The organism is Pseudomonas sp. 910_23 (genome assembly GCF_052850795.1).
Genome location: NZ_VXCZ01000010.1, coordinates 199,796 through 223,303 on the forward strand (window position 1 = coordinate 199,796; position 23,508 = coordinate 223,303).

Consider the following 23,508-nt stretch of genomic DNA (forward strand, 5'->3'; position numbering starts at 1 on the left):
TGCGGTGGGCGCGGTTTATGAGAACGTCAGGAGCGGCCAAAAGGGGATCAATATGGCCAAAGTGTGTGTCCGCAATTCGCCCCTCATTGGCGCGTCATGCACGAAATCGGCTCGGCGTTACGCCGCTCCAGCGCACGAAGGCATGCCTGAAACTCGCCGTTTCGCTGAACCCCAGCGTCTCGGCAATTCGGTGGATCGGCCACAGGTTGTCAGCCAACAACTGTTTGGCGCGTTCAAAGCGCAACTCATCGAGCAGTTCCTGATAGCTGCAGCCCAGGTCATGCAGGTGCCGGCGCAGGGTGCGCGCCGAACAGTTCATCTGCTGCGCCAGGCCATCGAGCCCAGGGGCGGCGTGCAGTTGTGCGGCCAGCAACTGGCGGATTCGCCCCAGCCAGGCCTCGCGCCCGGTGAATTCGGTGTTTTGTTTGCGGCAACGTTCGACCATGGCCTGGTGGGTGACCGTGTCGGCCAGGGGCAACGGTTGGGCAAGCCAGCGTTTATCAAAGGCGAACGCGTTGGCAATAGCCTGAAACTGTAGCGGGCAGTCGAAGCTCTCGGCGTAGCGCGCCTGATAATCCGGCGCGTCGTGCTCAAAACGAGCGCCCAGCAAGGGCAGGGGATGGCCGAGCAGGTCGTCACAGATGACCTTCAGTGATCCCAGACACAACTCGACATTGAAGGCGGTCAGGGCCGGGTTTTCGCGGTAGTCGCCGGCCGTGAACCAGATACGTTCGCCGTCTTCCTCCAGGCTCAGTTCGAAGAGTGTTCCCAACAGCGCCGGATACCGCAGGGCCAGATGCAAAGCGTCACCGAAAGTGGCACTGGTGAGCAGGGCATAGCCCAGTATGCCGTAGGAAGAAACATGCATACGCCGGCCAACGATCAGTCCGATATCGCGCTGACGGGCCACGGCATTGGCGCACACTTGCATCTCCTGGTGCGTGGCGATGCGCGTGTCGGCGCGGCTCAAGTCCGCCGCGCAGATGCCGCTGCCGGCCAGCAACGCTTCGTGGGGCAAGCCTTCGGCCTCGAAGGTACTGAGTACCAAGGACACGGCATTGAGGGTGGTGAGGTGGGAGTGCAGCATGGGAACTTCCAGCCAGGAGAGGCTGGAAGTGGAGCAAGTTACATGCCGGTCAGCTCAGTTCGCCGCACAGGTCCAATTCCACCAGGCGACGGATTTCGCTGGTCTCCAGCCCGGCACCGAGCAGGGCGTTGAGCTTGCCGAACGCTGCCTCGCGGGTCATGCCGCCCCCGGACAGTACGCCCATATCGCGCAGGCGGCTGCCGGCCTCGTAGACGTCCAGCTCCACACCGCCTTCATGGCATTGGGTGATAGCAACCACCACCACATCCTGGTCCTGCGCACGTTGAAGGCTGGCCAGGAAGGCTGGGTTGTCACTTGGCCCGGTCCCGCTGCCGAAGCATTCGAGCACCAGCGCCTGGATGCCGCTGCCAATTACAGCGTCCAGTTGCGCGGCATCAATACCCGGCACCAACGGCAGTACGGCGACATTCGCCAAGGCTTTGGGCTGACGGTAATCCAGCGCGGCCGGCAGGGACTCGGCGTGGGCAATGCCACCCTGGCGTTGCAAGGTCGCAAACGGATTGCGCCCGAAACTGCGAATTTTCGCGCAACGGGTCGGCGCCATCAGCGCGCCGTGGAAGTACAGGTGTACACCCGCTGCCAGGCCTTCGCCCAATGCCGCCAAAGCACCGCTGACATTTTCCCAGGCATCACTGTCCGGCACGCCGGCCGGCAACATCGAGCCGGTGAACACCACCGGTGCGGGCAAGCCCAGCAATTGGAAACTCATGGCCGCCGCGCTGTACGCCAGGGTGTCAGTGCCGTGCAGGATCAGCACCGCGTCGCAGCCGTCGTCCACGGCTTCAACCACGGCGGTACGCAGGCGCTGCCAGTAGGCGGGGGTCATGTTGGCGCTGTCGATCAGTGGCGACATTTCCCGGAACCGCCACGTGGGCACTGGCGCGTCGGCAAGCTGTTCGCGCATACGCGCCTCAAAACCTGAAGCGGGTGCCAGGCCATTGGCGCTGGCCTGCATGCCGATGGTGCCGCCGGTGTAGAGCACCATCACGTTGTTAGCTGGTTGCATGAGAAATCTCCTGAACGAAAAACGCCGCCGGGCCCAGAGCATGCCCAAGGCCGGGCGGCGTGTCATCTAGCGGTGATCAACGTTGCGCTTGAGCGCTCAGTTCAGCCGAGGGTGCTGCTTCAGGCTTCACCGGATTGGCCGGCCAGGCCTTGCGGTCCAGGTCCAGGTCAGGGAACTGGCTGGAGTCGAACACCGGGATCTTGATGCCCGCCGCGCGCTGGTTGTCGTAGTCGTTGAGGATGCGCATGGCGATCTTGAACAGGAATGCCAGGGCGAACAGGTTGACGAACGCGAGCATGGTCATGGTGATGTCGGCGAAGGCGAACACGGTGCTCAGGTTCTCGATCGAACCCCAGAAAATCAGCACCAGCACCAGTGCGCGATAGCCCATCAGCACCTTGCGGTTATTGCCGACCAGAAAGCGCAGGTTGCTCTCGCCCAAGTAGTAGTTGTACATGATCGAGGTGAACACGAACAACGCCAGGGCCACCGAGATGAACATGCGGCCCCAGTCACCGACCACCGCCGCCAGGGAGTTCTGGGTCAGGGCAATGCCGTCGCCTTCAAAGCCTGGGGTGTAGAAACCCGACAGCAGGATCAGCAGCGCAGTACAGGTGCAGATCACGAAGGTGTCGAGGAACACGCTGAACGCTTGCACCACGCCCTGGGCGATCGGATGCTCTACCGAAGCCACCGCGGCTACGTTAGGCGCACTGCCCAGACCTGCTTCGTTGGCGAACACGCCGCGCTTTACACCCATGATGATCGCGCTGCCCACCAGGCCACCGAAGGCTTGGTCGAGGCCGAACGCGCTCTTGACGATGGTCGCGAGCATGGCCGGTACGTGGTCGAATTGCAGCACGATCACGTACAGGGTCACGGCGATGTACACCAGGGTCTTGACCGGTACCAGCAGGTCGGCAATCGACGCAATACGCTTGATCCCGCCGATGAACACCAGGCCCAACAACACCGCCAGCGCGAGGCCGGTGTAAGTGGTGTCGAGGCCAAAGGCGTTATTGAGCGAGTGGGTCACGGCGTGGGCTTGCAGGCCGTTGAAGGCAAAACCGAAGGTCACCAGCAGCAGGAACGCCATGACCATCCCCAGCCAACGCTTCTGCAGGCCGTGCTGGATGTAATAGGCCGGGCCACCACGGTAGGTGCCTTCAGCGTCGGTGCGCTTGTACAACTGGCCGAGGGAGCACTCGATAAAGCTCGAAGACATGCCCACCAGCGCGGTGACCCACATCCAGAACACCGCCCCCGGACCACCCAGGGTCACAGCAATGCCGACACCCGCGATGTTACCGGCACCCACGCGTCCGGCCAGGCTGAGCATCAGCGCCTGGAACGAGCTGAGTTGACCGGCGCTGCTCTTGAGGCTGTCTTTAAACACCGAGAACATGTGGAAAAAGTGACGCAATTGAACGAAACGCGAGCGGATCGTGAAATAACCGCCGAGCCCGACTATGAGCACGATCAGTACTTTCCCTGAGAGGAAGTCGTTGATGACTTCGAGCATGGAGTGTTCCTCGCTGATTTTTCTGATGGCAAACGCAGGACGGTCCGACGCATCGCTCAGCACCAGGCAGTGCACGACGCTTCGATCCCCATCCTTTTGCGGGTGTTGTTATTCATGCGGTTTCGCGTGGTACCCGGGCCTCGTTACCGATGGCCGCAGACGCGAGAGGGGCGGCACTATACCTAGGCGAGACTGATCCGTCTGCACGGGCTGATTAAAGGTTTCAGCCACGCGGTGGCAAGCAAGGTGGGTTTGCAGGGCGATATTGGAGTTTTTATGGGCTTCATTTCACAACCTTGAGGCAAAAAAAAGGGCCTGAAGAACGAGCCTTCAGGCCCTCAAAAGGTGAGAGGTGTCTAGTCCCTCAGCCTGGTGAGCGGTGCAACAAACGCTTAGGCCTTCAGCGGGACCAAGCGTGGAGCGATCATGTTTTCCGGGCGAAGGATGTCGTCGAGCATGGCGTCGTCGAGCAAGCCTTCTTCACGCACCAGTTCCAGCACGCCGCGGCCGCTTTCAAGAGCGATACGCGCGATGCGGGTGGCGTTTTCATAGCCGATGTAGGGGTTCAGCGCGGTGACCAGGCCGATGGAGTGCTCCACCAGTTCGCGGCAGCGTGCTTCGTTGGCGGTGATGCCGACGATGCAGTGCTCGCGCAGCATGTCCATGGCGCGTTGCAGCAGGCGGATCGAGTCGAAGATCTTGAAGGCAATCAGCGGCTCCATCACGTTCAGTTGCAATTGGCCGCCTTCGGCCGCCATGGTCAGGGCCAGGTCGTTGCCGATGACCTGGAATGCCACCTGGTTGACCGCTTCCGGAATCACCGGGTTGACCTTGCCGGGCATGATCGAGCTGCCTGGCTGGCGCGCCGGCAGGTTGATCTCATTGATGCCGGTGCGTGGGCCGCTGGACAGCAGGCGCAAGTCGTTGCAGATCTTCGACAGCTTCACCGCGGTACGCTTGAGCATGCCGGAGAACAGCACGAAGGCGCCCATGTCGGAGGTGGCTTCGATCAGGTCGGCCGCCGGTACCAGCGGCTGACCGCTGATGGTGGCCAGGCGTTGTACGGCCAGGGCCTGGTAGCGTGGGTCGGCGTTGATGCCGGTGCCGATGGCGGTGCCGCCCAGGTTCACTTCGGTGAGCAGCTCCGGCGCCAGGGTCTTCAAGCGCGCCAGGTCTTCACCCAGGGTGGTGGCGAAGGCGCGGAATTCCTGACCGAGGGTCATCGGCACGGCGTCTTGCAATTGGGTACGGCCCATTTTCAGCACATGGCTGAACTCGGCGCCTTTGGCGGCGAACGCCTGGATCAGGCTGTCGAGGCTGGCCAGCAGCGCGTCATGGCCCAGCAGCAGACCCAAGCGGATCGCGGTCGGGTAGGCGTCGTTGGTCGACTGCGCCATGTTCACGTCGTTGTTGGGGTGCAGGTACTGGTATTCGCCTTTCTGATGGCCCATGGCCTCCAGCGCGATGTTGGCGATGACTTCGTTGGCATTCATGTTGGTTGAAGTGCCAGCGCCGCCTTGAATCATGTCCACCACGAACTCTTCGTGGAAATCGCCGCGGATCAGGCGGGCACAGGCTTCGCTGATGGCAGCGTGCTTGGCTTCGCTGAGCTGGCCCAACTCGCGGTTGGCGTCAGCCGCTGCTTGCTTGACCATTGCCAGGCCGACCACCAATTTCGGGTAATGCGAAATCGGAACGCCCGAGAGGCGGAAGTTGTTCACCGCTCGCAGGGTCTGGATGCCGTAATACGCTTGAGCAGGTACTTCGAGTACGCCAAGCAGGTCTTTTTCTGTACGGAAAGATGCAGCAGAGGACATGACGGAAATCATCTCGATATGGACCCGGAACTGGCCGGAACGCTGCGAATGCTAGGCTTGTAGAAGTTTTTGGGCCAATGCTGTTAAACACTGGGCTATGCACAAACGGCATAATGTGGATGTGACCCAGCCATGATGGCGGGCGTGTGTGCCAAAATGGTGCATTCGGCGTGGGAGGCAATGATGAACCTTGAAAGCAAATGGCTGGAAGACTTCAGCGCCCTGGCGGCGACGCGCAGCTTTTCCCAGGCTGCGGAGCGGCGTTTTGTGACGCAGCCGGCGTTCAGTCGCCGTATTCGCAGCCTTGAAGCCGCGTTGGGCCTGACGCTGGTCAACCGCTCGCGCACGCCCGTGGAGCTGACAGCGGCGGGGCAGTTGTTCCTGGTGACGGCGCGCACCGTGGTCGAACAGCTCGGCGAAGTACTGCGGCATTTGCATCATCTGGAAGGCGGGCAGGGTGAAGTCATGCAGGTGGCGGCCGCACACTCGCTGGCACTGGGGTTCTTTCCGCGTTGGATCGCACAGCTGCGCAACGAGGGGCTGAACATCGCCACGCGCTTGGTTGCCACTAACGTCGGCGACGCTGTGCACGCCCTGCGCGAAGGCGGTTGCGACCTGATGCTGGCGTTTTACGACCCGGATGCCGCCATGCAGATGGACGCCGAGATATTCCCATCGCTTCACCTGGGCAACACCGAAATGCTCCCGGTGTGCGCCGCCGATGCCGATGGCAAGCCGCTGTTCGACCTGGAAAGCGAGGGCAGTGTGCCGTTGCTGGCCTACAGTGCCGGGGCGTTCCTCGGCCGCTCGGTGAATTTGCTGCTGCGCCAGCGGGCCCTGCGGTTCACCACCATTTACGAAACCGCCATGGCTGACAGCCTCAAGAGCATGGCTCTTGAAGGCTTGGGCATCGCCTGGGTGCCTCAACTGAGCGTGCGTGCCGAACTGGCTCGCGGCGAACTGGTGGTGTGCGGCGGGCCGCAATGGCATGTGCCCCTGGAGATTCGCTTGTATCGCTGTGCGTTGGTGCGCAAGGCGAATGTGCGGTTGCTGTGGCGCAAACTGGAAGGAGGCGCGGCGCAAAGTACCTGAGCCTGACACAGATCCAATGTGGGAGGGGGCTTGCTCCCGATAGCGGTGTGTCAGGCGCTGATTAGGCCACTGAAACACCGCTATCGGGAGCAAGCCCCCTCCCACAAGGTTTTGCGGTGTAGGGGACTGACTCAAGAGTCAATAAAACCGCCGGTTTGAGCGGCTAGACAGATGGTCATTCCAGGGGCTGTTTATCTGGATTATTACGGTATACTGCGCGGCCTTCGGCCGGTCCAACCGGCCGCGTTTCGAGGTCAGAACTCGCCGAGCGAAGATCAGGCAAGGCAAAAACAAGCGAGGAAGCGGAGTTGGCTTTAGCCAATGAGCATTCCGAGTTTGTTTTTAACGCAGCCTGACTGAGCGCAGGCAGTTCTGGCCCGAAACTAATTCGTACAACAAGCCACGCCGGTCTCCCGCGTGGCTTGTTGTTTTTTGACGCGCCTGCGGGCGCCCAGAGAGAAGAGGCACGACGATGAGTGCATTGGTTGGCGTGATCATGGGCTCCAAGTCCGATTGGTCCACCCTTAGCCACACCGCCGATATGCTGGAAAAACTCGGCATTCCGTATGAAGTGAAGGTGGTCTCTGCCCACCGCACCCCGGATTTGCTGTTCCAGTATGCCGATGAAGCAGAATCCCGTGGCATCGAGGTGATCATCGCCGGTGCCGGCGGCGCGGCGCACTTGCCAGGTATGTGTGCGGCCAAGACGCACCTGCCGGTGCTTGGCGTGCCGGTGCAGTCGTCAATGCTCTCGGGCGTGGATTCGCTGTTGTCCATCGTGCAGATGCCGGCCGGTATCCCGGTAGCGACCCTGGCGATCGGCAAGGCCGGCGCGATCAACGCTGCATTGCTGTCGGCCAGCATCCTGGGCGCCAAGCACCCGCAGTTCCACGCGGTGCTGAAAAAATTCCGTGCTGAGCAGACAGACAGTGTGCTGGACAATCCAGACCCACGCATCGCCTGAGGTTGTTGACGATGAAAATCGGTGTAATCGGTGGCGGCCAACTCGGTCGCATGCTGGCCCTGGCGGGCACTCCGCTGGGGATGAACTTCGCTTTCCTGGACCCGGCGCCAGATGCCTGCGCCGCCGCCCTGGGTGAACACCTGCGCGCTGACTACAGCGACCCGGATCACCTGCGCCAACTGGCCGACGAAGTCGACCTGGTGACGTTCGAGTTTGAAAGCGTCCCGGCCGAAACCGTGGCCTTCCTGTCGCAGTTCGTACCGGTGTACCCGAGCGCTGAAGCCTTGCGCATCGCCCGGGACCGCTGGTTCGAGAAGAGTATGTTCAAGGACTTGGGCATCCCGACCCCGGCCTTCGCCGACATCCAGTCCCAGGCAGACCTGGACGCCGCTGTCGCCAGCATCGGCCTGCCGGCCGTGTTGAAAACCCGCACCCTGGGTTACGACGGCAAGGGCCAGAAAGTGCTGCGTACCGCCGCCGATGTGGTTGGCACCTTCGCTGAGCTGGGCAGCGTCGGCTGCCTGCTGGAAGGCTTTGTGCCATTCACCGGTGAAGTATCGCTGATCGCCGTGCGTGCCCGTGATGGTGAGACGCGCTTTTACCCGCTGGTGCACAACACCCACGACAGCGGCATCCTCAAGCTGTCCGTGGCCAGCACCGACCACCCACTGCAGGCCCTGGCCGAAGATTATTCCAGCCGCGTGCTCAAGCAACTGGATTACGTCGGCGTGATGGCGTTCGAGTTCTTTGAAGTCGACGGCGGCCTCAAGGCCAACGAAATCGCCCCGCGTGTTCACAACTCCGGGCACTGGACCACCGAAGGCGCCGAGTGCAGCCAGTTCGAAAACCACCTGCGGGCGGTGGCGGGCTTGCCGTTGGGCTCCACGGCCAAGGTCGGCGAGAGCGCCATGCTCAACTTCATCGGCGTAGTCCCGCCGGTTGAGCGGGTGATTGCCATCGATGACTGCCACCTGCATCACTACGGCAAGGCGTTCAAGGCCGGACGCAAAGTCGGGCATGCAAACCTGCGCTGCAAGGATCGCGCAACGCTGCAGGCGCAGATCCTCAAGGTCGAAGCGCTGATCTCCGAGTAATAAGCCGGGAGTCGGCGGGAACCATTGGTCACCGTCGTCTCTCTGATTGCAGGATGATAAAGCCTGACTAGGCTTTGTCATGACCCACATTCAATCAGAGGGAAATGCCATGGGTATCATTGGAACCATCTTTATCGGCTTGATCGTTGGCCTGCTGGCGCGTTTCCTCAAGCCGGGTGACGACAGCATGGGCTGGATCATGACCATTCTGCTGGGTATCGCCGGCTCCCTGGCCGCGACCTATGGCGGCCAGGCACTGGGGATCTACCAGGCAGGCCAGGGCGCGGGCTTCATCGGCGCGCTGGTAGGTGCCATCGTGTTGCTGGTGATCTACGGCCTGATCAAAAAGAAGTAATCAGCCGACAAAGTCCTCTGCGCTGCGCAGGCGCAGAGGGCTAGAATGCTCGGCACTTGTATTTGCCGAGCCTCTCCATGCGCCGTCTATTCTTGACTCTCCTCCTGCTGGGCTCTGGCCTGGCGCACGCTGGCGAACTGCCGGAAACCGACTGGCTCGACCTGATGCCGCTTTCGGACCAGAAGGCCCTCGAAGCCATGCCCGAGATCGACCATAACTCCCCCGAAGCCCAAGGCACGTTCACTGAAAAAGGTGGCTTGAAGCAGAGCAAAGGCTTGCCCGCGGTGATGTATTCCACCAAGACCGTGGCGGCCATGAACGGCAAGAATATCCGCATTGGTGGGTATCCGGTGCCGTTGGAAACCGATGCCAAAGGCCGCAGCACGCTGTTCTTCCTGGTGCCGTATCCGGGCGCCTGCATCCATGTGCCGCCACCGCCGCCTAACCAACTGGTGCTGGTGCGGTATCCCAAGGGGTTGAAGCTGGATGATATCTACACGCCGCTGTGGGTCACGGGCATGTTGAAGGTGGAGAAGGTCAACAATGACTTGGCCGATGCAGCGTATGCGCTGGAGGCGGGGAAGGTGCGGGTGGTGAAGGAGTCCGATCTCTAACTGGCGCTACCAATCCCTGTGGGAGCTGGCTTGATCTGCGATGCAGGCGACTCGGTGTGTCAGTTGCACTGAGGCGATGCTATCGCAGGCAAGCCAGCTCCCACATTCTGACTGGGTTTACAAAGTGATATTGGTGATACGAACGCCCAAGGTGTGGCTTCTACCGGGGGCCAGACTCACCACATCATCCAACACATTCGCCGTCTCGATGCACAACATGCCCTGCCAGCCGTCATCGGCCATGTCATCAAGCGCTTTGGCTCGTTCGGTCCACGGGTTCCAGATCACGGTGGACTTCGAGCCTTCGCTGATGAGTTGGACGCGGCGCTGCCAGTCTTTATCGACAATGCTCAACTGCGCCGGTGTATCCAGGTAGATACGATCAGTTTCGCCAGTGAAGTGCAGCAAGCCGGATTGCTGCTTCTCGGTCCACCCATCAGCAGTATCGATATAGGCCAAGCCATCCACCCCCTCGACCTGCACGTTGCGCACGTCGCTCACAGCGAAGTAGGTGTGCAGTGCCTGGCTGAAGGTCACGGTGTCGGTGCCACGGTTGTGGCTGGTGAGGCGGATATGCAGTTGCTCGTCCAGCAGCAGGCTCAACTTCAAGTCGACCTCATGGGGCCAGCCGGGAAAGCCGCCCGCGGGAACCGGCAGCACCAGCTCGATGCGCAGGGCTTCACCCTCGATTGCTGTTTCGGCCAACTCCCAAATCGCGGTACGCACAAAACCATGGGCTCCGGCAGGCTGCTCGCTCTGGCGCATGGCTTTTACACTTTGCGGGTTGCGGTCGAACACACCAAACCACGGCCAGCACACCGGTACGCCGGTACGAATACCTTTGCCCTGCTTGAACACCGCCGCAGGGTTCGGCCAGATCAGCGGCTGTTCGCCCTCGCGCTGGTAACTGAAGATATGCGCACCCTGTTGGGCCACCATCAGCTCGGCGCCGTTGTGGCGGATGCGCCAGCAGTCCAGCTCGTCGATTTTCATCGTCTCAACGTGAGGCGTAGGCATAACAAAGCTCTCTCAAGTGGCAGGCAATGGGGCAATTGACCGTTAAAACCCGGCGAGGTTTAACGCGCCCGTGACGGTACCGAACGGGTGCGACCGCTGCCGTCGATGGCGACGAACACAAATACCGCTTCGGTGACCTTGCGCCATTCGCTCGAAAGCGGGTCATCGCTCCACACTTCGACCATCATCTGGATCGAGCTGCGGCCAATTTCCAGAGCCTGGGTATAGAAGGAAAGCTGTGCACCCACGGCTACCGGTACCAGGAAGGCCATGCGATCAATGGCGACGGTGGCTACGCGCCCGCCGGCGACCTTGCTGGCCATTGCCGTGCCTGCCAGGTCCATCTGCGCGACCAGCCAGCCGCCGAAGATATCGCCAAAACCATTGGTTTCACGCGGCAGTGCAGTGATTTGCAGGGCGAGATCGCCTTGCGGGATAGGATCTTCTTGTTCGAGTTCGATCATGCCGAGGGTGCCTCTGACCCGTGACGCTTCATGGGTATTTGAAGTGGATAGCCGTCTTCTGGAAAAACGTTTCAGCACCAACATACACCGCTCGATGCGTTTCTCGTAAGGCGAACTAAAGGGAAACTCTGCCAAATCGGCTGGATGGTACCCAACAACGTTTTGGCACAGCAGCCCCTCAAGACAGCGGGTCTGGCGCTTGCACTGGCGAGTATATCGAGACCCTGGCGCCACGACGACCTCCGGACGCTCATTTGGTCGGTAAATAGACGCTGTATCGGGGCTTTTGCGCGCAACTGTGTTCCTGGCGCTGTGCTTTTTCAGGCGATTTGCTATCTTGCCAAACCCGCCGCAAGTCACGGGCGTGCAGTCCTTTACGATGATTACTATAAGAGAAGCCTTGCCATGTCCTCCGTGCCCGCAAGCAGTGCGCAGCCCTCGCGCCCGCTGACCCGCAACGACTACAAAACCCTGTCGCTGTCTGCCTTGGGCGGGGCGCTGGAGTTCTACGACTTCATCATCTTTGTGTTTTTCGCCACCGTGGTCGGGAAACTGTTCTTCCCCGTCGACATGCCCGAATGGCTGCGCATGATGCAGACCTTCGGCATCTTCGCCGCCGGCTACCTGGCCCGCCCCCTGGGCGGCATCATCATGGCGCACTTCGGCGACCTGCTGGGGCGCAAGAAGATGTTCACCCTGAGCATCTTCATGATGGCCGTACCCACCCTGATCATGGGCCTGCTGCCCACCTACGCGCAGATCGGCCTGTGGGCGCCGCTCTTGCTGCTGCTGATGCGCGTCATCCAGGGTGCGGCGATTGGCGGCGAGGTGCCGGGCGCCTGGGTGTTCGTCTCCGAGCACGTTCCGCCGCGCCACATCGGCTACGCCTGCGGCACCCTGACCAGCGGCCTCACCGCCGGTATTCTGCTCGGCTCGCTGGTAGCTACTGCGATCAATACGGCCTATACCCCGGAGCAGGTCTCCGATTACGCCTGGCGGATCCCATTCCTGCTTGGCGGTGTATTCGGTCTGTTGTCGGTGTATCTGCGCCGCTGGCTGCATGAAACGCCGATCTTCGCTGAGATGCAGCAACGCAAGACCCTTGCTGCCGAGCTGCCGTTGCGTGCAGTGCTGCGTGACCACCGTGGCGCCATTGTGTTGTCGATGTTGCTCACCTGGCTGCTGTCGGCCGGCGTCGTGGTGGTTATCCTGATGACGCCGACCGTGCTGCAAACCGTCTACCACTTCAGTCCCACGGTGGCACTGCAAGCCAACAGCCTGGCCATCGTCACCCTGAGCCTGGGCTGCATCGCCTCGGGTGCGCTGGCCGACCGTTTTGGCGCCGGTCGCGTGCTGGTCACCGGTTGCGCACTGTTGCTGGCGACTTCCTGGACGCTGTATCACAGCCTGATGGCCCACCCGGACTGGCTGTTTCCGTTGTACGCATTGACCGGTTTGTTCGTGGGCACCATCGGCGTGGTGCCCTACGTGATGGTCAAGGCCTTCCCGCCGGTGGTGCGTTTCAGCGGCCTGTCGTTCTCCTACAACGTTGCTTATGCCGTGTTCGGCGGGTTGACGCCATTGGCGGTGTCGCTGCTGATGAAGGAGAGCCCGATGGGCCCGGCTTACTATGTGGCCGTCCTGTGTGTGATGGGGATGTTGGTGGGTGGGTATCTGTGGAAACGCGGTCGCTAACGCCAGCTAGATCCACTGTGGTGAGGGAGCAAGCTCCCTTGCCACAATGAGAGTGCCTGTTCCGTTTTTTACTTCGCATACCTTTGCTTCCCGATAGTGGCCTTTCATCTAATTGTCACATTGCAGACATAGAGTGTTCACACGGCCTCTCGATACTTGGCCCCGATCCAATTATCCCTATCTGCTAGGAGCAAGGCATGAAACTGAAACGTTTGATGGCGGCAATGACTTTTGTCGCTGCTGGCGTTGCGACCGCCAACGCGGTGGCCGCTGGTGTTGATCCGGCAATTCCGGCTTACGTCAAGACCACTGGTGTGTCGGGCAACCTGTCCAGCGTCGGTTCCGATACCCTGGCCAACCTGATGACCCTGTGGGCCGAGGGTTACAAGAAGGAATACCCGAACGTCAACATCCAGATTCAAGCTGCCGGCTCCGCCACCGCGCCACCTGCGCTGACTGAAGGCACCTCCAACCTGGGCCCGATGAGTCGCAAGATGAAGGACACCGAACTGGCGGCCTTCGAGCAGAAGTACGGCTACAAGCCAACCGCTATCCCGGTTGCCGTGGACGCCTTGGCGGTGTTCGTGCACAAGGACAACCCGATCCAGCACCTGACCATGGAGCAAGTCGACGCGATCTTCTCCTCGACTCGCCTGTGCGGCGCCAAAGCTGACGTTAAAACCTGGGGCGACCTGGGTGTGACCGGCGACCTGGCCAACAAGCCAGTGCAATTGTTCGGTCGCAATTCGGTATCCGGCACCTACGGCTACTTCAAGGAAGAAGCCCTGTGCAAAGGCGACTACAAGCCTAACGTGAACGAACAACCTGGCTCGGCTTCGGTCGTGCAGTCGATCAGCTCCTCGCTGAACGGCATCGGTTACTCGGGCATCGGCTACAAGACCGCCAGCGTGAAGACCGTGGCCCTGGCCAAGAAAGGCAGCACTGACTTCATCGAAGACAGCGAAGAAAACGCCCTGAACGGCAAATACCCGCTGTCGCGCTTCCTCTACGTTTATGTCAACAAAGCCCCGAACAAGCCTCTGGCCCCGCTGGAAGCCGAGTTCGTGAAACTGGTGCTGTCCAAGCAGGGCCAGGAAGTTGTCGTCAAGGACGGCTACATCCCACTGCCTGCCAAAGTGGCCGCCAAGGCCTTGGCTGAGCTGGGTCTGAAAGAAGGCAACTAAGCCTGCGATACCTGATGTAGACGCATGCTTTTCTGTGGGAGCGGGCTTGCCCGCGATGCTGGCGACGCGGTTTAGCGTTGAAATCGTGTTGATGCCATCGCGGGCAAGCCCGCTCCCACATAAGCAGTCTGCATCCCTAATTTTTAATCCGCTGCCAGCCCTGCTTCGCGGCGGATTTGTTGCGTCACTGCACTGTCATCTTTCTGTCATACAGGATCGCTAGGGTGTGCGCATGAATGATCTGGCCAATTCCACCATGACGACAACTTCTCCCCCCAAGCGCATTGATTTCAATACGCCTGAGCTGCAACGCAAGCGCCGCATTCGCGCGCTCAAGGATCGCCTGACCCGCTGGTATGTGCTGGTCGGTGGCCTCGCCGTCCTTGGCGCCATCACCCTGATCTTCTTCTTCCTCGCCTACGTCGTTGCACCTCTGTTCCAGGGCGCCTCGTTGACCAAGGAAGACGCGCTGACACCCGCCTGGATGCAGGACGCCGGCAAGCCGTTGATGATCTCCCTTGAAGAACAGAACCAGGTCGCCATGCGGGTTTCCGACAAGGGCCAGGCGCTGTTCTTTGAAGTGGACTCCGGCGCTGAGCTCAAGCGTGTCGACTTGCCGCTTCCGGCCGGTGCCAGCGTTGTTTCTATTGGTGAAGACCAGCCGGGCAGCCCGCTGGTTATCCTTGGTTTGTCCAATGGCCAGTCCCTGGTGTTCCGCCACACCTATAAAGTGTCGTACCCGGACGGCAAGAAGACCATCACCCCAGCGATTGAATACCCTTACGGCGAAACGCCGATCGTGTTGGATGAGGCCGGTCGCCCACTGGAGCATGTCGCCCTCAACGCCACTGACTCCACCTTGGTGGTGGCCGGTGCGGCGGGTTCGTACCTGAACGTGCTGTCGTTGAGCCGCGAGGAAAACATGATGACCGGTGAAGTCACCAGCGAGCAGAAGCGCATCGAGCTGCCGCAGATGACCGAACCGGTGAAAGCCATCTTTGTCGACCCACGCCAGCAATGGCTTTACGTGATCAACGGTCGCGCCCTGGCCGATGTGTTCAGCCTGCGCGACAACAGCCTCAACGGTCGCTACAAACTCCTGGAAGACGGCGCAGCCGAAGTCACCGCCAGCACTCAGCTGGTGGGCGGTATCTCGTTGATCGTCGGCAACTCCAAGGGTGGCCTGGCCCAGTGGTTCATGGCCCGCGACCCGGATGGCGAGCAACGCCTGAAACAGATCCGCACCTTCCAGATGGGCACTGCGCCCATTGTCGAAATCAGTGCTGAAGAACGCCGCAAAGGCTTCACCGCGCTCGATGCCTCCGGCCAGTTCGGCGTTTTCCACAGCACCGCTCACCGCACCCTGCTGGTCGACCCGGTGGTCGACGGCCAGGGCCTGTTCGGTATGTCGCCACGGGCCAACCGCGTAATCGTCGAGGCCGGCGGCAAGCTGCAACCGCTGTTGCTCGACAACCCGCACCCGGAAGTCTCGTGGAGCGCGTTGTGGAGCAAGGTCTGGTACGAGAACTACGACGAGCCTAAATACGTCTGGCAGTCCACCGCCGCCAACACCGACTTCGAACCCAAGATGAGCCTGGCCCCGCTGACCTTCGGCACGTTGAAGGCTGCGTTCTACGCCATGCTGCTGGCCGCGCCACTGGCGGTTGCCGCCGCGATCTACACCGCTTACTTCATGGCCCCGAGCCTGCGCCGCAAGGTCAAACCGGTGATCGAACTGATGGAAGCCATGCCGACCGTGATCCTTGGCTTCTTCGCCGGCCTGTTCCTGGCGCCGTACGTGGAAGGGCACTTGCCGGGCATTTTCAGCCTGCTGATGCTATTGCCTATCGGCATCCTGGTCGCCGGTTTTGTCTTCAGTCGCTTGCCCGAGTCGATTCGCCTGCGGGTGCCGGACGGCTGGGAAAGCGCGATCCTGATCCCGGTAATCCTGCTGGTGGGCTGGCTCTCGCTGTACATGAGTCCATACCTGGAAACCTGGTTCTTTGGCGGCGACATGCGCATGTGGATCTCCCATGACCTGGGGATCACCTACGACCAGCGCAACGCCCTGGTGGTCGGCCTGGCCATGGGTTTTGCGGTGATCCCGAACATCTACTCGATCGCCGAAGACGCCGTGTTCAGCGTACCCCGCGGCCTGACCCTGGGCTCCCTGGCCCTGGGCGCCACGCCGTGGCAGACCATGACCCGCGTGGTGATCCTGACCGCCAGCCCGGGCATCTTCTCTGCACTGATGATCGGCATGGGCCGTGCAGTGGGTGAAACCATGATTGTGCTGATGGCCACCGGTAACACCCCGGTGATGGAGATGAACCTGTTCGAGGGCTTGCGCACCCTGGCGGCCAACGTCGCGGTGGAAATGCCCGAGTCGGAAGTCGGTGGCAGTCACTACCGCGTGCTGTTCCTCTCGGCACTGGTACTGCTGCTGTTCACGTTCATCATGAACACCCTCGCCGAGCTGATTCGTCAGCGTCTGCGCAAGAAATACTCGTCGCTTTAAGAAAGGTAGAAGTCTGTGAAACAGAACTCCCTGAATGGATGGTTCAAGAGCGGCGCCCCAGGCGTCTGGATCAGCGGTGGCGCGGTGTCCATCGCGGTCATCATGACCATTGGTTTGCTGGCTGTGATTGCCGTGCGTGGCCTGGGCCACTTCTGGCCGGCCGACCTGATCCAGGCCAACTACAACGTGCCGGGCCAGGCCAACCATATCGTCATCGGCGAAGTGGTACAGAAAGAAGAAGTGCCGCGTGAGCGCCTCAAGAGCGCGGGCCTGCCGGTGCCGGACCAGGGCCCGGAATTCATGACCCGCGAGCTGATCAAGGTCGGCAACCGCGACTTGAACGGCAACGACTTCACCTGGATCGTCGGCGAATGGTTGAAGGACCAGACCAAGCCGGCCAACCTGATGGCCATTGAGCGTCGTGAGTGGGGCAACTTCTACGGCACCCTGGTCAACGTCAAGCAGGACGGCAAGGTCATCGCTGAAGGCGAGGCCGCATGGCCAGAGCTGCAAGCTCGCGTGGACCGTGTCAACAAGCTCGCCGCCCAGCTCAAGACCCTGGAAAAAACTGATATCGGTGCGATCAACGCCGGCCTGGAGCGCATCCGCCTGCACGGGCGCAAACTGGAACTGGAAGGCAAGCTCGACGCCGCCGCCCAGGCCGATATGGATGCCGACCGCGCCGAACTGAATGCCCGCTACCAGGACATCGAGGCGCGCCTGGCTGACCTGCACGCTCAGTTCAACCGCGACGCCCTGACTGCCCGCGACGGCAACGGCAAGGAAGTGGAGATCGGCATCGGCAAGGTGGTGCACGCCTACCAGCCTAACGCCATGGGCACCCTGACCAAGATCGGCTTCTACTTCAGCAAGGTCTGGGAGTTTCTCAGCGATGACCCACGGGAAGCCAACACCGAAGGCGGGATTTTCCCGGCCATCTTCGGCACCGTGATGATGACCCTGATCATGGCGATGATCGTGACCCCGTTTGGCGTGCTGGCGGCCGTGTACCTGCGTGAGTACGCCAAGCAGAACACTCTGACGCGGATCATCCGTATTGCCGTGAACAACCTGGCGGGCGTACCGGCCATTGTCTACGGCGTATTCGGCCTGGGCTTCTTCGTCTATGTATTGGGTGGCTCGGTTGACCGTCTGTTCTTCGCCGAAGCCCTGCCGGCACCGACCTTCGGTACCCCGGGCCTGCTATGGGCCTCGCTGACCCTGGCGCTGCTGGCGGTGCCGGTGGTGATCGTGGCCACCGAAGAAGGCCTGGCGCGCATTCCTCGCACCGTGCGCGAAGGCTCCCTGGCGTTGGGCGCGACCAAGGCGGAAACGCTGTGGAAGATCGTGCTGCCGATGGCCAGCCCGGCCATGATGACCGGCATGATCCTCGCCGTGGCCCGCGCCGCCGGCGAAGTGGCGCCGCTGATGCTGGTGGGCGTAGTGAAGCTGGCTCCGTCGCTGCCGCTGGACGGCAACTATCCGTACCTGCACCTGGACCAGAAAATCATGCACCTGGGCTTCCATATCTATGACGTCGGCTTCCAGAGCCCTAACGTCGAAGCCGCACGGCCGCTGGTGTACGCCACCGCGTTGCTGCTGGTGCTGGTGATCGCCACGCTCAACCTGTCGGCGGTGTGGATCCGTAACCACCTGCGCGAAAAATACAAGGCGCTGGACAGCTAACACGGCCCCCTGTGGGAGCTGGCTTGCCTGCGATGCAGACGACGCGGTGTATCAGTAAGACCGCAGTGATGCCATCGCAGGCAAGCCAGCTCCCACAGACACAGAATTTGAGTAAGCCGCCCCGGCGGTTCAACGAAACGAATTGGTAGCACAGGGAGCATCCCATGCAACACGAAAACCAACCTCACGGCATCAACATGTCTGCCCTGGGTCGCGACAAACAGAGCCTGAGCCTGGCCCAGGAAACCGTGGCCATCGAAGTCCCGGGCCTGAGCCTGTACTACGGCGAAAAACAAGCGCTGTTCGACGTCAGCATGAACATCCCCAAGCAGCGCGTGACCGCCTTTATCGGCCCGTCCGGCTGCGGCAAGTCGACATTACTGCGCACGTTCAACCGTATGAATGACCTGGTGGACGGTTGCCGTGTGGAAGGTGCGATCAATCTCTACGGCACCAATATTTACCGCAAGGGTGAAGACGTGGCCGAGTTGCGACGCCGGGTGGGGATGGTGTTCCAGAAGCCCAACCCGTTCCCCAAGACCATTTATGAAAACGTGGTCTATGGCCTGCGCATCCAGGGCATCAACAAGAAGCGCGTCCTCGACGAAGCGGTTGAATGGGCTCTCAAGGGCGCCGCGTTGTGGGACGAGGTCAAGGACCGTCTGCACGAGTCGGCACTTGGCTTGTCCGGCGGCCAGCAGCAGCGTCTGGTGATCGCCCGTACCATCGCCGTAGAGCCGGAAGTGCTGCTGCTCGACGAACCGTGCTCGGCGCTCGACCCGATCTCGACCTTGAAAGTCGAAGAGCTGATCTACGAGCTCAAGTCCAAGTTCACCATCGTTATCGTGACCCACAACATGCAACAGGCGGCGCGGGTTTCGGACTACACCGCGTTCATGTACATGGGCAAGCTGGTGGAGTTCGGCGATACCGATACCCTGTTCACCAATCCGGCGAAGAAGCAGACCGAAGACTACATCACCGGTCGCTACGGCTAGGAAGCTGTGGTTCTGATTGCACTGACGCTGCGGTTCTCCGCACCTTACCGGACGCTCCAAGGACGCCAACATGATTAGCAAAGAAGGCCTTACCCATCACATCTCCGCGCAGTTCAACGCCGAGCTTGAGGAAGTGCGCAGCCACCTCCTGGCGATGGGCGGGCTGGTGGAGAAGCAAGTCAACGATGCCGTCACCGCGCTGATCGAGGCCGACTCGGGCCTGGCCCAGCAGGTGCGCGAGATCGATGACCAGATCAACCAGATGGAACGCAATATCGATGAAGAGTGCCTGCGCATTCTTGCCCGTCGCCAGCCGGCGGCCTCCGATTTGCGTTTGATCATCAGCATCTCCAAGTCAGTGATCGACCTGGAGCGTATCGGCGATGAAGCCACCAAGATCGCCCGCCGCGCCATCCAGTTGTGCGAAGAAGGTGAAGCGCCCCGTGGCTACGTGGAAGTGCGCCATATCGGTGACCAGGTACGCAACATGGTGCGCGATGCCCTCGACGCGTTTGCGCGTTTCGATGCAGACCTGGCGTTGTCGGTGGCTCAGTACGACAAGGTCATCGACCGCGAGTACAAGACCGCCTTGCGTGAGCTGGCCACCTACATGATGGAAGATCCACGCTCTATCTCGCGGGTCTTGAGCATTATCTGGGTGCTGCGCTCGCTGGAGCGGATCGGCGATCATGCGCGTAATATCTCGGAACTGGTGATCTACCTGGTGCGCGGTACCGACGTTCGGCACATGGGCCTCAAGCGCATGAAGGCCGAAGTTGAAGGCTCCGCCGATCAAACGCCTAATGTTCCAGGCGAACCTGACGATAAGTAAGGTTGCCCGTGAAATTAACGCCCGGCCATTGGCCGGGCGTTTTCGTTTGTGGCAGCTGAATTTTTTGCGCGGGCGGCGAATAAAGTCCGAACGTGACTGCAAGGTTTTGGCAAAATGCCATCAGTCAGGCGTACTGCCAGCCGAGGTTTTTATAGGATGAAGGGTCGATGAGCAAAGTCAGTGTATTGGTGGTGGATGACGCCTCGTTTATTCGCGATCTGGTGAAGAAGTGCCTGCGCAATTACTTCCCCGGAATCAAGATCGAAGATGCGGTGAACGGCAAAAAGGCGCAATCCATCCTGATGCGCGAAACCTTCGACCTGGTGCTGTGTGACTGGGAAATGCCTGAGATGTCCGGTCTTGAGCTCTTGACCTGGTGCCGCGAGCAAGCGCATCTGAAGGCCATGCCGTTCGTGATGGTGACCAGCCGTGGCGATAAGGAAAACGTGGTTCAGGCGATCCAGGCCGGCGTTTCCGGCTATGTCAGCAAACCGTTCACCAACGAGCAACTGCTCAACAAGGTCAAGCAGGCCCTGCACAAGATCGGCCGCCTCGACGCACTGATCGCCAGCGCGCCGACCAAGATGAACTCGGCCTTCGGCAACGACTCCCTGAGCGCCCTGACCGGCGGCAGACCCGAAGCGGTCAAGCCGGCTCCGGTGGCGGCACCCAGTAAAGGTCTGCTCAACACCCCACCCGTGAAGGCCCCCGCCGCAGCGGCGCCGGCTGGCAGTCGCGGTCAGGGCCAGTTGCGCCTCGCAAGCGGCACCCAGCAATGCGTGATCAAGGCCCTGAGCATCAAGGAAGCGTTGCTGGTGGTAAAGCGCGGCGACGTCCTGCCTCAGGTACTGGAAAGCGCCGTGCTCGACCTTGAGCAGGGCGACAACGCCGAAGTCGCACGCCTCAACGGCTACCTGCATGCCATCGTCGCCTACGAGCCCAAGCCCGACAGCGACTGGTTGCAACTGACCTTCCGTTTTATCGACCAGGACGCGCAGAAGCTGGACTACATCTCACGCCTGATTGCCCGCGGCACGGCGCAGAAGCATTTTGTGCCGGGTGCCTGATGGCCTGAATCAAGCAATCGACCGGTTGTCTGATTCCTGCTAGATGGCTTGATTTATATCTGTACCGATATAGGCTCTCGATAACGCTTCAGTGTTGTCGAGCCTTTGCTATGCCTTGAAACAAAGCTGCCACGCCTTTGGTTGAGTCGTCGATTACGCTTTTTCTTTCCAGGAAAGGAGAAGTCAATGCCAAGGCACAAGGATGTGGTGTTTCTAGGAAGCTCGCTCAAGGATCTCAAGGATTTTCCTCTCGACGCCCGAAGGGCAGCCGGTTTTCAGTTGGATCTGTTGCAACAGGGTGAGCAGCCCTTCGATTGCAAGCCGATGAAAACGATCGGAAGGGGCGTCAATGAGATTCGGATCACTGAAGAGTCGGGAGCGTTTCGAGTGTTCTACGTGGTCAATCGGCCGGAAGCTGTCTATGTGCTGCACGCGTTGCGCAAGACCACACGGAAAACCGAAGGGCGGGATATCGAATTGGCGCGTGCCAGATTGCAGGAATTAGGTTAAGCCCATGACAAATCAAAAGTTACATACCGAACGTTTCAACTCTGTGTGGGATGCTCTGGAGGACACGCCAGCGCAAGCCGCCAATATGCGCCTACGCTCAAAGCTGCTGTTGGAGTTGTGCAACACCATTCGTAGCTGGGAGCTGTCCCAGAAGGATGCGGCGCTAAGGCTGGGTATCAGCCAGCCTCGCCTGAACGACGTACTAAACGGCAAGATCGACAAGTGTTCTCTTGATGCGTTAGTCAATCTGTCGGCCGCGGCGCAGATGAATGTGGATATCTGTTTCAACGCGCTGCCTGCGTGACGATCGTTTAGGTCGTCACGACGCTTGGGATATTGCCCAATTTTGCATTGGGCAATCGAAGGTCAGTCCAGCAGCAAGACCTTGGCCAGTACTATCTTGGGCCCTTTCATCTTCTTGATGATGATCCGCAAGCCTTCCACTTCCAGCACTTCCTCTTCTTCCGGCACGCGCTTGAGGGTGTCGTAGATCAGGCCGGCCAGGGTTTCGGCTTCGATGTGGTCCAGGTCGACGCCCAGCAGGCGTTCGACTTTGAACAGCGGCGTGTCGCCACGTACCAGCAGTTTGCCGGGCTGGTAGGCGAGGATGCCGCGTTCGGCCTTGCGGTGTTCATCCTGGATATCGCCCACCAGTACTTCCAGCACGTCTTCCATGGTCAGGTAGCCGATGATCTTGCCATCGGCTTCCTCCACCAAGGCGAAGTGCGCGCCGCCTTTGCGGAACTGCTCCAGCAGTTGCGACAACGGCATGTGCCGCGAGACGCGTTCCAGCGGGCGGGTCAGTTCGGCCAGGTTGAAGGATTCGGGAATATGGTCCAGGGCGGCCAGTTCCAGCAGCAGATCCTTGATGTGCAACAGGCCCACGAACTCATTGCGCACCGCGTCATACACCGGGTACCGGCTGAATTTGTGGCGACGGAACAGTGCAAGGATTTCCTTGAGCGGGGCGTTGAAATCCAGGGTCACCAGGTCTTCCCGGGAGTTGGCCCAGTCCACCACTTCCAGTTCGCCCATTTCCACCGCAGAGGCCAGTACGCGCATACCTTGGTCGCTCGGGTCCTGGCCACGGCTGGAGTGCAGGATCAGTTTGAGCTCTTCTCGGCTGTAATGGTGCTCATGGTGCGGGCCAGGCTCGCCTTGGCCGGCGATGCGCAGGATGGCGTTGGCGCTGGCGTTGAGCAGGTAGATGGCCGGGTACATCGCCCAGTAGAACAGGTACAGCGGCACTGCCGTCCATAGCGACAGCAGCTCGGGCTTGCGAATCGCCCAGGACTTGGGCGCCAGCTCACCGACCACGATGTGCAGGTAGGAAATCACGAAGAAGGCGGCAAAGAACGACACGCCCTTGATCACTTCCGGCGACTGCACGCCGATCGCGCCCAGCATTGGCTCGAGGATGTGCGCAAAGGCCGGTTCACCGACCCAGCCCAGGCCCAGGGACGCCAGGGTGATACCCAGCTGACAGGCCGACAGGTAGGCGTCGAGCTGGCTGTGTACGGTGCGCAGGATCTGCCCGCGCCAGCCGTTCTTGTGGGCGATGGCCTCGACCCGCGTGGCGCGCAGTTTGACCATGGCAAATTCCGCCGCAACGAAGAAACCGTTGAGCAGTACCAGGATCAGTGCAAAAAGAATCATGCCGAAATCGGCGAAGAGTGTAGCGAGGGTAATGCCAGGGGAAGGGTCCATGATGGGGTTTTGCAGGTTCCGTGTGTTCAATAAGGGATGACAGGTGAGCCTGAAAGGCAGGCGCAAGTCGGCCAATGTAGCGGCTGACGGGGCGCTTGCCTAGTGCCCGCTGCCGGGCGGGGCAAGGAACCTGTTCTCCAAAAGCATACAAATCCAATGAGGGAGGGGTGTAGAACCGTAGACATCGTTTACATCTGAAACCGGGGACATCGTTTACACATTTGAGGCTTGGACGCGGGTCACACCTCGCCCAAGCCC

21 protein-coding genes are annotated in these 23,508 nt (G+C 60.7%); 14 read left to right on the forward strand and 7 right to left on the reverse strand.

All coding sequences use genetic code 11. The features are described from left to right. Positions 1–94 precede the first annotated feature (94 nt). The 4 genes from FW800_RS14810 to aspA all read right to left on the reverse strand — a co-directional run bounded on the left by FW800_RS14810 (position 95) and on the right by aspA (position 5,453). Entirely contained in the window at positions 95–1,087 is a 993-nt protein-coding gene (locus FW800_RS14810) for an AraC family transcriptional regulator (protein WP_148853781.1), read from the reverse strand. A 49-nt stretch (positions 1,088–1,136) separates the two neighbouring features. Then, complete coding sequence (locus tag FW800_RS14815) at positions 1,137–2,114, reverse strand: asparaginase (protein WP_446437882.1); 978 nt, start codon at positions 2,112–2,114, stop codon at positions 1,137–1,139. 76 nt (positions 2,115–2,190) lie between these two features. Next, positions 2,191–3,636 (reverse strand): alanine/glycine:cation symporter family protein, encoded by a 1,446-nt coding sequence (locus FW800_RS14820; protein ID WP_446437883.1) that lies wholly within the window; start codon positions 3,634–3,636, stop codon positions 2,191–2,193. A 392-nt stretch (positions 3,637–4,028) separates the two neighbouring features. Continuing rightward, positions 4,029–5,453 (reverse strand): aspartate ammonia-lyase, encoded by a 1,425-nt coding sequence (aspA, locus tag FW800_RS14825; RefSeq protein ID WP_003195657.1) that lies wholly within the window; start codon positions 5,451–5,453, stop codon positions 4,029–4,031. A gap of 183 nt (positions 5,454–5,636) precedes the next feature. Between aspA and FW800_RS14830 the strand changes: the two genes are divergently transcribed. The 5 genes from FW800_RS14830 to FW800_RS14850 all read left to right on the forward strand — a co-directional run bounded on the left by FW800_RS14830 (position 5,637) and on the right by FW800_RS14850 (position 9,572). Continuing rightward, complete coding sequence (locus FW800_RS14830) at positions 5,637–6,545, forward strand: LysR substrate-binding domain-containing protein (RefSeq protein ID WP_032881175.1); 909 nt, start codon at positions 5,637–5,639, stop codon at positions 6,543–6,545. A 472-nt stretch (positions 6,546–7,017) separates the two neighbouring features. Beyond that, positions 7,018–7,509, forward strand: a complete 492-nt coding sequence (gene purE / locus FW800_RS14835; protein ID WP_003195648.1) for a 5-(carboxyamino)imidazole ribonucleotide mutase — start codon at positions 7,018–7,020, stop codon at positions 7,507–7,509. 11 nt (positions 7,510–7,520) lie between these two features. Beyond that, positions 7,521–8,603, forward strand: a complete 1,083-nt coding sequence (locus FW800_RS14840) for a 5-(carboxyamino)imidazole ribonucleotide synthase (RefSeq protein WP_446437884.1) — start codon at positions 7,521–7,523, stop codon at positions 8,601–8,603. 109 nt (positions 8,604–8,712) lie between these two features. Beyond that, positions 8,713–8,958: a GlsB/YeaQ/YmgE family stress response membrane protein gene (locus FW800_RS14845; RefSeq protein ID WP_005792540.1), complete on the forward strand. Its 246-nt coding sequence runs from the start codon at positions 8,713–8,715 to the stop codon at positions 8,956–8,958. Positions 8,959–9,035: 77 nt separating this feature from the next. Continuing rightward, positions 9,036–9,572 carry a DUF3299 domain-containing protein gene (locus FW800_RS14850; protein ID WP_032878676.1) on the forward strand — a complete coding sequence of 179 codons (537 nt, stop codon included), beginning with the start codon at positions 9,036–9,038 and terminating at the stop codon, positions 9,570–9,572. Between the two features lie 117 nt (positions 9,573–9,689). Here FW800_RS14850 and FW800_RS14855 read toward each other — a convergent pair whose 3' ends face one another. Both FW800_RS14855 and FW800_RS14860 read right to left on the reverse strand, forming a co-directional pair. Beyond that, positions 9,690–10,589, reverse strand: coding sequence for a D-hexose-6-phosphate mutarotase (locus tag FW800_RS14855; protein WP_446437885.1), 900 nt, complete (start codon positions 10,587–10,589; stop codon positions 9,690–9,692). A 59-nt stretch (positions 10,590–10,648) separates the two neighbouring features. Next, positions 10,649–11,053: an acyl-CoA thioesterase gene (locus FW800_RS14860; RefSeq protein WP_003176975.1), complete on the reverse strand. Its 405-nt coding sequence runs from the start codon at positions 11,051–11,053 to the stop codon at positions 10,649–10,651. A 405-nt stretch (positions 11,054–11,458) separates the two neighbouring features. Between FW800_RS14860 and FW800_RS14865 the strand changes: the two genes are divergently transcribed. The 9 genes from FW800_RS14865 to FW800_RS14905 all read left to right on the forward strand — a co-directional run bounded on the left by FW800_RS14865 (position 11,459) and on the right by FW800_RS14905 (position 21,847). Next, on the forward strand, positions 11,459–12,748 hold the full coding sequence (locus FW800_RS14865) for an MFS transporter (protein ID WP_005792537.1): 1,290 nt from the start codon (positions 11,459–11,461) through the stop codon (positions 12,746–12,748). Between the two features lie 197 nt (positions 12,749–12,945). After that, on the forward strand, positions 12,946–13,932 hold the full coding sequence (locus tag FW800_RS14870) for a phosphate ABC transporter substrate-binding protein PstS (protein WP_005792536.1): 987 nt from the start codon (positions 12,946–12,948) through the stop codon (positions 13,930–13,932). A gap of 484 nt (positions 13,933–14,416) precedes the next feature. Further along, on the forward strand, positions 14,417–16,450 hold the full coding sequence (locus FW800_RS14875) for an ABC transporter permease subunit (RefSeq protein ID WP_446437887.1): 2,034 nt from the start codon (positions 14,417–14,419) through the stop codon (positions 16,448–16,450). Positions 16,451–16,465: 15 nt separating this feature from the next. After that, the gene (gene pstA / locus FW800_RS14880; RefSeq protein ID WP_032878679.1) at positions 16,466–18,136 is read left to right on the forward strand and encodes a phosphate ABC transporter permease PstA; all 1,671 of its coding nucleotides are present in this window, start codon (positions 16,466–16,468) and stop codon (positions 18,134–18,136) included. Positions 18,137–18,300: 164 nt separating this feature from the next. Continuing rightward, positions 18,301–19,134, forward strand: coding sequence for a phosphate ABC transporter ATP-binding protein PstB (gene pstB / locus FW800_RS14885; RefSeq protein ID WP_005792533.1), 834 nt, complete (start codon positions 18,301–18,303; stop codon positions 19,132–19,134). A gap of 70 nt (positions 19,135–19,204) precedes the next feature. After that, positions 19,205–19,966 carry a phosphate signaling complex protein PhoU gene (gene phoU, locus FW800_RS14890; RefSeq protein WP_017528598.1) on the forward strand — a complete coding sequence of 254 codons (762 nt, stop codon included), beginning with the start codon at positions 19,205–19,207 and terminating at the stop codon, positions 19,964–19,966. 167 nt (positions 19,967–20,133) lie between these two features. After that, a complete protein-coding gene (locus FW800_RS14895; RefSeq protein ID WP_032878681.1) occupies positions 20,134–21,033 on the forward strand; it encodes a response regulator in 900 nt (299 codons plus the stop codon). Between the two features lie 186 nt (positions 21,034–21,219). After that, positions 21,220–21,543 carry a type II toxin-antitoxin system RelE/ParE family toxin gene (locus tag FW800_RS14900; protein WP_005792530.1) on the forward strand — a complete coding sequence of 108 codons (324 nt, stop codon included), beginning with the start codon at positions 21,220–21,222 and terminating at the stop codon, positions 21,541–21,543. A 4-nt stretch (positions 21,544–21,547) separates the two neighbouring features. Next, the gene (locus FW800_RS14905) at positions 21,548–21,847 is read left to right on the forward strand and encodes a helix-turn-helix domain-containing protein (protein ID WP_005792529.1); all 300 of its coding nucleotides are present in this window, start codon (positions 21,548–21,550) and stop codon (positions 21,845–21,847) included. A 62-nt stretch (positions 21,848–21,909) separates the two neighbouring features. Here FW800_RS14905 and FW800_RS14910 read toward each other — a convergent pair whose 3' ends face one another. Further along, the gene (locus FW800_RS14910) at positions 21,910–23,250 is read right to left on the reverse strand and encodes a hemolysin family protein (protein WP_005792528.1); all 1,341 of its coding nucleotides are present in this window, start codon (positions 23,248–23,250) and stop codon (positions 21,910–21,912) included. Positions 23,251–23,508 lie beyond the last annotated feature (258 nt).